Origin of the sequence: Streptomyces filipinensis (genome assembly GCF_014649495.1) — a bacterium.
Lineage (GTDB): Bacteria > Actinomycetota > Actinomycetes > Streptomycetales > Streptomycetaceae > Streptomyces > Streptomyces filipinensis.
The window spans coordinates 1-13,011 of the sequence record NZ_BMTD01000005.1; the positions used below are offsets into that span (position 1 = coordinate 1).

The following is a 13,011-nucleotide window of genomic DNA, read 5'->3' on the forward strand; positions in this document are numbered from 1 at the left end:
ACTCGCGGGTCCACTACGGCAACTCGTACGTGAACGCGTTCTGGGACGACGGCTGCTTCTGCATGACCTACGGCGACGGGTCCGGCAACAACGACCCGCTGACCTCGCTGGACGTGGCCGGACACGAGATGAGTCACGGCGTCACCTCCAACACCGCGGGCCTGGAGTACACGGGCGAGTCCGGCGGCCTGAACGAGGCGACCAGCGACATCTTCGGCACCGGCGTGGAGTTCTACGCCAACAACAGCTCCGACCCCGGTGACTACCTCATCGGCGAGAAGATCAACATCAACGGCGACGGTACCCCGTTGCGCTACATGGACAAGCCCAGCAAGGACGGCGGCTCCGCCGACAGCTGGTACTCGGGCGTCGGCGGCCTGGACGTCCACTACTCGTCGGGTCCGGCGAACCACATGTTCTACCTGCTGTCCGAGGGCAGCGGTACCAAGGTCATCAACGGGGTGACCTACAACAGCCCGACCTCCGACGGTGTCGCCGTCACCGGCATCGGCCGCGCCGCCGCGCTGCAGATCTGGTACAAGGCGCTGACGTCGTACATGACGTCGAGCACCAACTACGCGGCCGCCCGCACCGCCGCCCTGAACGCGGCGACCGCGCTGTACGGCGCCAACTCGGCCCAGTACGCGGGAGTGGCCAACGCCTTCGCCGGCATCAACGTCGGCGGCCATGTCACCCCGCCCGGCAACGGGGTGACGGTCACCAACCCGGGCAACCAGACCTCCACCGTCGGTACCGCCGTCAGCCTCCAGGTCCAGGCGAGCAGCACCAACAGCGGCGCGCTGACGTACAGCGCCTCCGGGCTGCCGGCGGGCCTGTCCATCAACAGCTCCACCGGCCTGATCACCGGCACACCGACCACGGCGGGGACGTCCAACACCACCGTCACGGTGACCGACTCCACCGGTGCGACCGGCACCGCGAACTTCACCTGGACCGTCAACTCCGGTGGGGGCGGCGGTTGCACCTCGACACAGCTGCTGAGCAACCCCGGCTTCGAGTCCGGAAGCTCCGGCTGGACCGCCACCAGCGGCGTCATCACCACCGACAGCGGTGAGGCGGCCCACGGCGGCTCGTACAAGGCCTGGCTGGACGGCTACGGGACCTCGCACACCGACACGCTGTCCCAGTCGGTGACGATCCCCGCGGGCTGCAAGGCGACCCTGACCTTCTACCTGCACATCGACACCGCGGAGACCACCACCAGCACGCAGTACGACAAGCTGACGGTCACCGCCGGTTCGAAGACCCTGGCGACGTACTCGAACCTCAACAAGGCCTCCGGCTACAGCCAGAAGTCCTTCGACCTGTCCTCGCTGGCGGGTCAGACCGTCACGCTGAAGTTCAACGGCGTGGAGGACGTCTCGCTGCAGACCAGCTTCGTCGTGGACGACACCGCCCTGACGACCAGCTGAGCCACCGCGCTCCGCGGCCCCGCACCCGAGCGGTGCGGGGCCGCGGCATGTCAGCCCATCGGATCCAGCGTCAGATACGCCTGCTGCGGGCTGCCGTCGTGGACCAGCGACTCCTGGTGGCCGACGTCGTCGAAGGCGAAGGCGTAGGCCTTGCCGTCGGCCATCTGGGCGTGAACGGCCCGCGCGTACTGGTTCGTCACCCGGTCCTGGTAGAAGCCGGTCGTCGTGCTGTCCGGCTGGCTGGCGTTGACCAACAGCGTCGAGCGGTTGAAACCGGCGCACAGGGTACGGGAGATGGGCCCGCGGACGTTGTCGTTGGGCGCGTCGAGCAGCTTGTGACAGCCGAAGACGCTGTCGGCGTCGGGCTTCTGGAAGCTGGTGACGACCGCGCCGGAGCCGTTGGTGAAGTTCATGACGTTGCCCGAGACCCGCCCGTAGTACTTGGTGTTCGGCTGGTCGGCGAACGGCGTGACCGTCAGCGTGGACGTCGTGTACTTCTGCCAGACCCGGTTGACGTAGTCGTCCATCACGTTCGCCGGCAGGGCGCCCGTCTCCACGCCGTACAACGGCGACAGCGCGCGCAGCACCGTGCCGTCCGAGCGGGTCTGGACCAGCCCGGCCCAGCCGCCCGCCTGGCTCCGCAGGGCGTTGAAGAAGCCCGCGTAGCCACCGGACCTCAGATGCCCGGTGCTGCCCACGCTGCCGTCGGAGCGCTGCACCCCGACCGCGTACGGCGCCGAGAACATGTCCACCTGGGTGCTGTTCAGCCACAGCCCTGAGTCGTTGAGGGTGTACTCGGACCAGTTGAACAGGATGTTCCGGTTGGGGTCGGAGGGGTTCTGCACGGCCGGCTGCACCAGGCCCCCCGTGGTCAGCCGGAAGTCGAGCTTCTGGCCGTAGGAGAAGTAGATGCGGCCGGAGAACTTCGGTATCCGGATCGTCTTCGACTGCCCTGGGGCCGGGCCGTCGATCGCCGCGTCCGGAGCGGGCGATGGGGGGTTGCCGCCCGCCGGCCAGGCGTGGAAGCCCCCGTTCGCGTCGGCCCAGCCCTGCCGCCCGGAGGACAGCTGGGTGCCGAGGTCGTAGACGTAGACCGGTTGGGAACGGCCCGAGTTGTTCGTGATCTCCAGTGGGAGGGTGTCCGGTACGGCTGCACCGGCGCGGTCCGGAGCGCCCACGGCGAGCACACCGCCGACCAGGGCAGCGGCGGCGGCCAACGGCAGCGCGGGACGGGTGAGTTGATGCGGCACTCTCTTGCCTCCGTGTGGGGTCGGGGTCGTACGGCATTGGTCCGTACCGGTGTGAGAGCGCTCTCAGACTCGCGCCGAGACGCGGGCATGTCAATGAGATGAACGGGATGGGGCGGCACGGGCGGCTCCGGCGCCCGCGGTGAGGTCGACTCGTGCGGGCGCCGGACCCGCGTCAGAAGGTGCGCTCCAGCAGGCCGAGCAGGGCCGCCCAGTGCCGCTCGTCCGCCTCGCGGTCGTACGCGGGAGTGTCCGCCTGGGTGTATCCGTGGTGGGCGCCCGGGTAGACCTCGCAGGTGTGCCGGACCCCGGCCTCGGTCAGAGCCTTCTCGAAACGCTCGATCTGCTCCGGCGGCAGCGAGTGGTCGTTGTCCGCATGGCCGAAGTACAGCTCCGCGGTGACCCGCGGGGCGCCCAGGTGCGGGCTGGTCGGATCGTCGGTGGCGAGCGCACCGCCATGGAACCCGGCCGCGGCCGCCACCCGGTCCGGATGCGCCGCCGCCGTCCACAGGGAGAGCCGCGCACCCATGCAGTAGCCGGTGATGCCGACCGGGCCGTCCGCGATCAGCGGGCTGTCGGCCATCCAGCGCAGAAAGGCGGCGGAGTCCCGCCCGGCCATGTCCGGGGTCATCGAGAACACGGCCGGGCCGAGCCGCTCCCAGATGGTCGGGTCGGCGCTCGGGTCGATGAACTCGGGCAGGTCGAAGACCGGGGCCCGGCCCAGACGGTAGAACACGTTCGGCACGAGAACCGTGTAGCCGGCCGCGGCCAGCCGGTCGGCCATGGACTTCAGGTGCGGACGCAGCCCGTAGGCGTCCTGGTAGAACAGCACGCCCGGACGGGGGCGCCCGTCGGTGGGATGAGCGAGGTAGGCGTCGGCGACGCCGTCCTCGGTCGTGATGTCGAGATCGCTTCCCTGGACATCGGTCATGGTGGGCAGGCCCTCCCTCGGCGAATCGGCGTCGGGCGGGGGACCGGCCTCGACGCCACGACTACGCCCCATGCTGTCATGCAAGATCGATAACGCCGCACTCGGTGTCCGGCGCTCACTCGAACCGGCTGGTGTCCCCCGCGCCCCGCCGCACGATCTCCGCCTCGCCGCCGGAGAAGTCCACGACCGTCGTCGGCTCGGTGCCGCAGTCGCCGGAGTCGACCACCGCGTCCACCACGTGGTCGAGCCGGTCCTTGATCTCCCAGCCCTGCGTCAGCGGCTCCTCCTCGTCCGGCAGCAGGAGGGTGCTGGACAGCAGCGGCTCGCCCAGCTCCGCCAGCAGTGCCTGGGTGACCACGTGGTCGGGGATACGCACGCCCACGGTCTTCTTCTTCGGGTGCAGCAGCTTGCGCGGCACCTCACGCGTGGCCGGGAGGATGAAGGTGTAGCTGCCGGGCGTGGACGCCTTCACCGCCCGGAACACGTCGTTGTCCACCCGGACGAACTGGCCGAGCTGCGCGAAGTCCCGGCACATCAGGGTGAAGTGGTGCCGGTCGTCCAGATGACGGATGGAGCGGATCCGGTCCATGCCGTCCCGGCTGCCCAGCCGGCAGCCCAGCGCGTAACAGGAGTCGGTCGGGTATGCGATGAGTGCTTCCGAGCGCACCGCGTCGGCGATCTGGCCGATGCTGCGCGGCTGCGGGTTCTCGGGGTGCACGTCGAAGTACTTCGCCACCCGTCGAGCTTATGCCGTCCCCGCACGCCACACCCACATCTCCACGCACCCACGTACCGCGCGGGCGATACCCGCGCCGCGCGGCGGGGCGGCAGAACGGACCGGGCGGCCGCCGGCGAGACGGCGCGGGCCGCTTCCGGCCGGCCGCCCGGAAATTGACTCGCGTACTTCCCGGCTTCCGGGGCATCCGACAGGTGAGCCGTCCTGGACCTCCCCCCGGCCCGGGACGCGACGTCTCCGCCGGCGGCCCATCCCCCCGGGCCGCCGGCGGAGCCATGTCCCGCGCGCGAGCGCGGCCTCTGCGGTACCGTGCGGCGCGTAAGCCCAGGTGAACACGGAGACGAGGCGAGGGGCACGTGGCCGGACGACCGGACGACGGGCCGGTACTCCCGCAGCCGTACGGCGGTGACAGCGCCTGGTCCCGGGAGCTGCTGGACCATCTGCGGCCGGCCGGGCGCGATCCCCGCCGGCTCGTCGCCTGGCTCGCCCGGACCGTCGGCGCCGCGGTGTGCCTCCAGGACGCCCGCGGCGGCCTGCTCGCCGGTGAGCGCCTGCCGCTCGACGACGCCGTCGTCGCCGACGTCACTGCCGGCCGGGTCTCCGCCGCGGCCCTGCAGGACGGCGAACGGCATCTGCGTCTGGTCGGCCTGCGGCAGCCGGGGCCCGGCCCGGCGGCCCAGGCCGTCCTCGCCGTGGCCCGCCCGGCGCCCTTCGACCGGCGCACCGCCGAGATCCTCGGCCACACCGCCGGCGTGCTGGAACTGCTGCTCCGGGAACAGGAGTCGGCGGAGTCCGGGCGACGGCTACGGCGGGCCACCGCCGATCTGCGGCTGGCGATCCTGCAACTGCTCATGGTGGAGGACACCGTCTCCGCCCGCCGGGTCGCCGCCGGGCTGTGGCCGGGCCTGCTGGAGCAGGACACCGCGCGCGTGTACGTCCTCGAAAGCGCCGCCAGCACCCGCGACCGGCTCGCCGACGCGTGCGTGGACACCACCGGCGGGCGGGCGCTCGTCGTGCGCTGTCCCGCGGTGGACGAACACGTCATCGTCGTCGGCCCGTCCGGCGAGGTGGGGCAGCGGCTGCGGTCCCTCGTCGCCGACCGGCCCGGCACCTACCTCGGCGGCAGCCCGCGCCAGCGCCTCGCGCTGACCGCCACCGCCTACGGGCAGGCCGTCACCGCCCTCGCCGTGGCCCGCTTCCACCCCGACCGCGCCGCCGTGTACGCCGCCCGCACCCGCCCCGCCCAGCTCATGGACCCCGCCGCCCTGCGGGCCTGGGCCGCCGTCGTGCTGCGCCCGCTCGACGCGCTGGCGCACCATGTGCGCGCCGAACTGCTCGCCACCACCCGGCTGGGCCTGGAGTTCACCGCCGTGAACGCGGCCAAGGTGCTGGGTGTCGGCCGCAACACGGTCCGCGCCCGGATGGACCGGGTGGCCGCGCTGCTCGGCGCCGACCTCTCCCGGCTGGCCGTCCGCGCCGTCGCCCACGCCGCCCTCAACACCGAGGCCGCGCACGGCCCCTACGACCCCCGCGGCGGCGCATCCGGCCCGCCGGCCGGGACCGGGCTCGCCGAACTCCTCGGCACCGGCGCGCTGCGGTCCTGGGCCGAAGGGCTCCTCGGCCGCCTCGACGAGGACGGCCGCGACCTGCGCGGCACCCTGCGTGCCTGGACCGGCGCCGACGCGCACGCCGAACGCGCCGCCCAGGCGCTCGGCGTACACGCCCAGACCGTGCGCGAACACGTCCGGGCGGCCGAACCCGTCCTGGAACGCCGGCTGACGGCCGGCGGCACGGACCTGTACGAGGTGGTCCTCGCCCAGCTCGTCACCGGCGAGCTGCCCGTTCCCGGCATCGGTGCGGCGAACCAGGACCAACCGGACTCGTCCGTGCACCGGTGAGTGCCGCGCGGGCCGCGCCGGGCACCGGTGCACTGTCCCTCGACCGGCGGTGAGCCGTAGGTTCGGCAGTCCGCGGGGCACGACCGGCACGGGGGACCGGTCGCGGCCCCGCGTCCCGGCTCAGGCCTCCAGGAGGACCGGGATCTCCTGCCAGCCGTGCGCGATGAAGGACGGCACGTGCCGCAGTTCGCCGGCGTCCACGGCGAGCCGCACGTTCGGGAAGCGGACGAACAGCGCGGGCAGCGCCGTGAGCGCCTCCAGCCGGGCCAGCGGAGCGCCGATGCAGCGGTGCACACCGATCCCGAACGCCAGATGGTCCTCGGCGTCCCGGGCCGCGTCGAAGACGGCCGCGTCCGCACCGTAGTGCGCCGGGTCCAGGCCCGCGGCCGCGTAGGTCGTGATGATCGCGTCACCGGCCGGGATCGTCACGCCCCCCACCTTCAGATCCTCGACCGCGAACCGCAACGGCAGCGCCGCGATCGACGGATGCACCCGCAGGGTCTCGTCGACCACCGCGCCCCAGCTCACCGCTCCGCGGCGCACCGCCGCCAGCTGCGCCGGACCGGTCAGCAGCGCGACCACCGCGTTGCCGATGAGGTTCACGGTGGTCTCGAACCCGGCCCCGACCACCAGCAGCAGCGTGTGCAGCAACTCCTCGTCCGAGAGCCGGTCGCCGTCCTCGTCCCGGACCCGGATCAGCTCCGTGGTGACGTCGTCGCCCGGATGCGTCCGCCGGTGCTCGATCAACGCGCCGAAGACCGAGCCGATCCGCCCCTGCACGGACGCGGCGACCTCGGGGCTCGGATCGGAGGTGTCCATGATGTCGGCGATGAGCCGCGCCGCGTCGGGCCGCAACTCCTCGGGCACGCCCAGCAGTTCGCAGATGATCCGCATCGGCAGCGGATGCGCGAGCCCGGCCCGCAGGTCGACCACGCGGCCGTCGGCCCCCTCGGCCGCCAGTGCCTCCAGCAGTTCCGTGGTCAGGGCCGCCACGCGCGGACGCATCGCCTCGGTGCGCCGGTGGGTGAAGCTCGGCGCGACCAGCTTGCGCAGCCGGGCGTGGTCGGCGGCGTAGGTGGAGAGCATGTTGACCACCCCCACCCAGGTCGCCATCCAGCTCCAGGACGGATGCCGTGGCAGCTCCGGCCACAGCCGCCAGTGCAGGCGCGCGTCCTTGCTGACCCGGGGGTCGAGGATCAGCTCCTTGAGGGAGTCGTAGCCGGTGGGCGCCCAGGCGGGGATGCCGCCGGGCAGTTCGACCGGCACGACGGGACCGAGCGCGCGCAGCCGGGCGCTCTGCGCGACGATGTCCGAGCCGAAGGGGTCGAGGGCGGTGCGGTCGGTGACGGTCACGTGTGGTCTCCTGGGCGAGGGGGCTCACTTGCGAGGCGGTCGCCCTCAGTAGACGACGTCATCGCCGGCGAGCACACCGTACGCGCTCACCGGGGGAGGAAACCAGCCGTTCCTGCGCCTCAACCGGTGTGCGAGACTGGCAGGTTGTAGACGTTCGCCGGGGAGATGATCTTCGTGATCGCCTCGCCGAGCACCGTGCTCGGCTCCTGGGAGCGGTAGTCGGTGTCGCTGTTGAGGAGCGCCACGAGCGTCGTCCGCGACGACGGCAGGTAGATGGTCAACGACTCATAGCCGGGCAGCGAGCCGTTGTGGCCGACCCATCCGTACACGTCGAAGATGCCGAGACCGTATCCGGCGCCCTTGACCGGGCTGGTCCGCGGCGTGATCAGACGCTGCTTCTGGGCGGCGGTACTGACCATCCGCGTCCCGTCCGGGAACTCGCCCGTGGCGACCGTACGCGCCCAGGTGTGCAGATCGCCGAGCGTCGAGATCATCGCGCCGGCCGCCCACCCCCAGGACGGATTCCAGTCGGCCGAGTCGGCCTCCTTGCCGTTCGCCGTCTGCAGGGTGTAACCCTGCGCGTGCGGGACGGGGAACTCGTTGCCCGTCGGGAACAGCGTGTGCTTCATGCCGGCCGGGTCGAGGATGTGTCGCGTGACGTAGTCCCCGAGGTGCTGCCCGCTCTGCTTCTCCACCACCAGACCGAGCAGGATGAGGTTGGTGTTGCAGTAGAAGAACCGCTGGCCCGGCTGGAACATCACCGGGTGCTTGAAGGAGTAGGACAGCAACTGCTGGGGCGTGAAGGGCCGTCGCGGGTCGGAGGTGAAGGCCTTGAAGAAGCCCGGGTCCTCGGAGTAGTTGAACAGCCCACTGCGCATCTCGGCGAGCTGGCGCAGTGTGATCTTGTCCCCGTTGGGTACGCCGTCGACGTACGTGCCGATCGGGTCGTCCAGACCGGCCTTCTTCTGGTCCACCAGCTGCAGCAGCGCGGTCACGGTGAACGTCTTGGTCTCGCTGCCGATGCGCATGTACAGATCCGGTGCCATCTTCTGGCCCGTGCTCTTGTCGGCGACCCCGAAGGAACGCACGTAGTCCGGCTGTCCCGGAGTCCAGATGCCGACGGTCGCACCGGGCACGACCGCCTTGCGCATCACCGTCCGTACGGTGGCGTCGAGTTGGCGTGCCACGCGCGGGGTGAGGTCACGGACGGCCGGTCCGGACGGCGTCGGGCCGGGCTGCCCGGTGGCGACGGCGGCGGCCGGCACGGAGACCGGTGACGCCCGGACGGGTCCGGCGGCCGTCGGCGCCACCAGCGTCCCCACCGTGACGACGACCGCGGCCCCCCTCAGCAGACGGCGGGATTGCGGCATGGTCTGACTCCAAGCACGTGAGAGCCGAACGCGCGGTGAGCGGGGCGTCGGGCCCGGACCTCCCCAGCATAGGAGCGCCCATCCGGCCTCGCCCATCGGAGGGAGGGGCGGGGGCGGCTTGGGTGTTCTGGGTTCGAGTGGGCCTCGTCCGACGGGGTCTGGATCCGGTTGCGGGACCGGCTTGGGTGTTCTGGGTTCGAGTGGGCCTCGTCCGACGGCATCTGGACCCGGTGTCGGATCCGACCGGGGTGGACCGGATTCGAGTGGTCCCGTGCGACCGGGGCCGGACCCAGCCCGGGACCCGACCCGAGTGGACAGGATCCGACTGGGCCCGGATCGACCGGACCCAGATCGACGGGACCTCCGGACTGACCAGTGCCCACCCGAGCCCGCCCCGACCGGCCTCGCCCGCCTGACCGGCCGGTCAGGGTAGGCGTGGCCCCGGCGGATGTTCAGGCACCAGCTGTATGGACCCGGCGAAGCGCTTGGGCCGGCCGGGCCGGATCGCGCGTGCGGAGGGGATGCGGTGTGTGGGCCGGGTCGAGCGCGGGGGTGGGATCAGTCGCGTGGGCTGGGTCGCGGGTGTGGAAGGGATGGGTCGCGGGGACCGGGACCGACGTATGCGCCTGGACCAGGCCGTGCGCCTGGATCGGATCACGCGCCTGGGGTGGATCGACTGCCTGGAACGGGTGCCGGGGCCGCCGGTCGGCCGGCCCGCGTGGACGGATCGGGTCCGGGGAACCGGCCCGCGTTCGCGTCGTCGCCGAGTGGCGGGGCACGCGGAAGGTCCGGGCCCGCGCGCCGCGGGTCGTTCGCCCCCCGGCGGTCGCTCCGGGTGTGTGCGGTCCCCGCCCGATGCTCACTGCCCGCCCAGCGGTCCGAGGACGGCGAGGGAGCCGTTGGCCTGCCGCAGCGCGTCCTCGAGCGCGCCGGGCGAGTGGAGCCTGCCGGTCCCGTCGGGCGGCACGAGCCACTCCAGGAAGCGTGCGGGCCGGTACGGCGGCGGTACGGCGACCCAGGCCCCCTTGGTCGCGTACCGCAGACCGGCCCCCACCCAGCCCCCGCAGGGGTCCGGCGGCAGGAAGAACCCGACCCGGCCCGCCGCCGTGTCGACCAGTGCCGGCCCTGGAACGGGCACCCCGGGCCGCCACAGCAGGTCCAGTGTGAGCAGACCCAGCCGGTCGGGGACACTCAGCAGATCCCAGAAGCGGCCGGCCTCCAGCAGTGCGACGCCCTCGCCGTGATCCCACTCCCGTTTGCAGGAGCGCGGGTCCGCCGCGGCCGCGGCCAGCCACTCCACGCCCCGCATCCACATCGTGTTCGTCATGCACTGCTCCGGGTCTCCTCGCGCGCCCGCGCTCGACGCGGGAAACGGCCGTGGCCGGGCACTCCGTGCGCCTGCACGCCAACCCGGCATATGCATGCTCGTAGATATTTCTACGTGGCGGAAGGGGTGGCGCACCCTGGCGTTTGAGCTGGGACGTTCGAACTCCGCTTGGGAGTTCGCCGGTTGGGGAGGTGAGGGAGGGAGGCGGGGAACGCGTGTCCCGCCGGATCGCCGTACCCGGTGCGCGGCCTCGCTCAGGCGGCCGGCGGCGCGGGTGCCAGCACCAGCATCGTGACGTCGTCCCGCACCGCGTAGCGCAGCTGTACGAGGTCCGCCCAGACCGCCCCGGGCAGCTCGGCGGGTGGTGTGCGGGCCAGGGCGGCGAGGCGCGCGGGCAGCGGGTAGAAGGTGTCGTCGGCGTCCCGTGCCTCCCACACCCCGTCCGAGGCCAGGAACAGCCGGTCGTCAGGCCCGAGCGGCACCGTGACCTCCTTCGGCGGGTCGACGCCGACGAGCCCGAGCCCCAGCGGGGGTCCGGGCGCCACCGTCAGCTCCAGGGCGTGCTCCCCGTGCAGCAGGACCGGCGCCGGATGACCGCAGGCCACCACCCGCACGACACGCCTGTCCGGGGAGAACTCCAGCAGCACCCCGGTGGCGAACAGTTCCGTGTGCCGCACGCCCGCCGAGTCCACCGCCAGCCTGCGGTCCATCCGCGCGGCCACCGACTCCAGGTCCGGCTGGTCCAGCACCGCCTCCCGGAAGGCGCCCAGCAGTGACACCACCGTCGCGACCGCCGACAGCCCGTGCCCCTGCACGTCGCCCACCACCGCACGCACTCCGTACGGCCCGTCGCGCACGTCGAAGAAGTCCCCGCCCACCAGCGTCCCGTCCTGCGCCGCCCGGTAGAAACCCGTGCACCCCACGCCCGCGACCCGCTTCGGAAGCGGTGGCATCACGGCACGCTGCACCGCCTCGCCGATCGCCCGCTCCGTGTCCAGCTGGGCGTCCCGGCGACTGCGCACATACGACACGAACACGCTCAGCGCGGCCACGAACACGATGGTGAGCAGATCGGTGTTGCCGGGGCGGTCCAGATGCGTCGCGGGCACGTTCAGCACCACGACGACCGCGAGGCCGAGGACCGCGGTGGCCAGCGGGCCGTACGACAGCACGGCCAGCGGCGGGATGGCCCCGAGCAGGAAGCCGAGATCGCGCGCATGGGGGGTGAGCAGCGTGGCCGTGCTGACGGCGACGAGCAGCAGCACGGGCAGCACCCGCACCCACCACGGCGGCGGCGCGCCCCGCAGCCAGCCGCGATCCTCCCGGTCCCCGCGCGACGACACGCCGCGCACCCATCGCACACCCCCAAGCTACGCCGCCCTTCCCACCGGGGCCTCCGGCCCCTGCGGCACCGGGGTCTCACCGGGCCTCGCGCCCGCCACGGCACCGGGCCGCGCCGTGGTCCCGCCCCCACGCGCGGCGCCCCTGGGCGGGCCGCCGGCCGACGGCGCTGCGATAACCGGTGGACGCCCCGGACACGGCCCTCCTAGGCTGAGCCGGCACGCCCGAGACGGACGGAAGGAGGCGAGCGTCATGGCCACTGTCATCCCGCGCTCCCGCCTCCCCGTCACCCGGGTGTGCCACGCCTGACCGGGAGCGCGTCCACGCCGCACCGCGGCACGCACCCCGGAGGAATCCATGACCACCCCGGTCATTCGTACGCTCGACGAGAGCAGTGCGCACCTCTTCGACACCATGCCCGACCCGCTGGGGTTCCGGGACAGGCACCGGCAGACCCGCTACCGCCCCGACTGGCAGCGCATCGCCGTCCGCGACGGCCGTACCGTGGCCCGCGCCGCCTGGTGGGGCCGGCCCGAAGACCCCGAGCCGCTCCTGATCAACTGGTTCGACGTGGCCGAAGGCGAGGAGGAGGCCGGCGCCGCACTCCTGCGGACGGCACCCTGGCCGACCGACGAACTCGAACTGGACCTGCCCGCCGGCTGGCGCTCCGAGGTCCGGCAGCGGGCCGCCGCCGACGTCCGCGCCGCCGCCGCCCGCGCGGCGGGGTACACCCCTCTGGTGGAGCGTTTCGTGTACCGCTGGACCGCGGACCGGAGCGTGCCCGAGCGGCCCGGGCGCCTTCTCTTCACCGCCGAGCCGGACGACACGGTCTTCTTCGACCTGCTGCGCCGGATCCACTCCGTCACCCTCGACGCACACGCCCGCCGGGCCATCGAGCAGGGCGGACCGGACCGGGCGGCACAGCAGGAACTGGACGTCTTCCACTGGTTCCCGTCCCCGCGCGCGTGGTGGCAGATCGCCCGCACGCCCGGGGGCGAGACGGTCGGTATCCACATCCCCGCACGCAACCCGTCCGGGTCCTGTGTCGGTTTCATCGGCGTCGTGCCCGAGCAGCGCGGCCACGGCTACGCCTACGACCTGCTCGCGGAGTGCACCCACTTCCTGGTGGCTCAGGGCGCCCGGTCCATCGCCGCCGCCACCGACCGGACCAACCTCCCCATGGCCGCCCACTTCACCGCGGCCGGTTACCCCGTCGTACGGGAGCGCATCACCTTCTGGTCCGACGGCGGTGTCAGTGCCGGGTGAGGGTTGACGGGCCCACTGTTCGGAGCCGCGGCCGCCCTGCCGGTGGATCGCCGACTCCAGCCCTGCCCGCGCCGGCACCGAGGGGGAACCAGGGCCGCGCGGGCAGGCG

At 72.7% G+C, this 13,011-nt stretch carries 10 protein-coding genes; 3 read left to right on the plus strand and 7 right to left on the minus strand.

What is annotated here, in order from left to right; translation table 11 throughout:
- Positions 1 to 1,433 (plus strand): M4 family metallopeptidase (locus IE244_RS13300; protein WP_191873719.1); only part of this gene is annotated, 1,433 nt, incomplete at its 5' end.
- 50 nt (positions 1,434 to 1,483) lie between these two features.
- On the opposite strand, the gene IE244_RS13305 is transcribed toward IE244_RS13300, so the two are convergent.
- The 3 genes from IE244_RS13305 to IE244_RS13315 form a co-directional block, all read right to left on the minus strand.
- Entirely contained in the window at positions 1,484 to 2,683 is a 1,200-nt protein-coding gene (locus IE244_RS13305) for a glycoside hydrolase family 64 protein (RefSeq protein WP_191873720.1), read from the minus strand.
- Positions 2,684 to 2,855: 172 nt separating this feature from the next.
- Complete coding sequence (locus IE244_RS13310; protein WP_191873721.1) at positions 2,856 to 3,611, minus strand: dienelactone hydrolase family protein; 756 nt, start codon at positions 3,609 to 3,611, stop codon at positions 2,856 to 2,858.
- Between the two features lie 115 nt (positions 3,612 to 3,726).
- Positions 3,727 to 4,347, minus strand: coding sequence for an L-threonylcarbamoyladenylate synthase (locus IE244_RS13315; protein ID WP_191873722.1), 621 nt, complete (start codon positions 4,345 to 4,347; stop codon positions 3,727 to 3,729).
- 356 nt (positions 4,348 to 4,703) lie between these two features.
- Here IE244_RS13315 and IE244_RS13320 point away from each other — a divergent pair, with 356 nt between their 5' ends.
- Positions 4,704 to 6,245: a helix-turn-helix domain-containing protein gene (locus IE244_RS13320; RefSeq protein ID WP_191873723.1), complete on the plus strand. Its 1,542-nt coding sequence runs from the start codon at positions 4,704 to 4,706 to the stop codon at positions 6,243 to 6,245.
- Positions 6,246 to 6,365: 120 nt separating this feature from the next.
- Here the strand turns inward: IE244_RS13320 and IE244_RS13325 are convergent, their stop codons facing one another.
- The 4 genes from IE244_RS13325 to IE244_RS13340 all read right to left on the minus strand — a co-directional run bounded on the left by IE244_RS13325 (position 6,366) and on the right by IE244_RS13340 (position 11,656).
- Positions 6,366 to 7,598: a cytochrome P450 family protein gene (locus IE244_RS13325; protein WP_191873724.1), complete on the minus strand. Its 1,233-nt coding sequence runs from the start codon at positions 7,596 to 7,598 to the stop codon at positions 6,366 to 6,368.
- Between the two features lie 119 nt (positions 7,599 to 7,717).
- Positions 7,718 to 8,968, minus strand: coding sequence for a serine hydrolase domain-containing protein (locus IE244_RS13330; protein ID WP_191873725.1), 1,251 nt, complete (start codon positions 8,966 to 8,968; stop codon positions 7,718 to 7,720).
- 859 nt (positions 8,969 to 9,827) lie between these two features.
- The gene (locus IE244_RS13335; RefSeq protein ID WP_191873726.1) at positions 9,828 to 10,295 is read right to left on the minus strand and encodes a hypothetical protein; all 468 of its coding nucleotides are present in this window, start codon (positions 10,293 to 10,295) and stop codon (positions 9,828 to 9,830) included.
- A 254-nt stretch (positions 10,296 to 10,549) separates the two neighbouring features.
- Positions 10,550 to 11,656 (minus strand): PP2C family protein-serine/threonine phosphatase, encoded by a 1,107-nt coding sequence (locus tag IE244_RS13340; RefSeq protein WP_191873727.1) that lies wholly within the window; start codon positions 11,654 to 11,656, stop codon positions 10,550 to 10,552.
- Between the two features lie 337 nt (positions 11,657 to 11,993).
- On the opposite strand from IE244_RS13340, the gene IE244_RS13345 reads away from it, so the two are divergent.
- Positions 11,994 to 12,902, plus strand: coding sequence for a GNAT family N-acetyltransferase (locus tag IE244_RS13345; RefSeq protein WP_191873728.1), 909 nt, complete (start codon positions 11,994 to 11,996; stop codon positions 12,900 to 12,902).
- Positions 12,903 to 13,011: the final 109 nt, after the last annotated feature.

Bases quoted from the DNA above. Each gene is read 5' to 3' on its own strand.
- IE244_RS13330 (WP_191873725.1), bottom strand. From the start codon at position 8,968: ATGCCGCAATCCCGCCGTCTGCTGAGGGGGGCCGCGGTCGTCGTCACG.
- IE244_RS13345 (WP_191873728.1), top strand. From the start codon at position 11,994: ATGACCACCCCGGTCATTCGTACGCTCGACGAGAGCAGTGCGCACCTC.
- IE244_RS13310 (WP_191873721.1), bottom strand. From the start codon at position 3,611: ATGACCGATGTCCAGGGAAGCGATCTCGACATCACGACCGAGGACGGC.
- IE244_RS13335 (WP_191873726.1), bottom strand. From the start codon at position 10,295: ATGACGAACACGATGTGGATGCGGGGCGTGGAGTGGCTGGCCGCGGCC.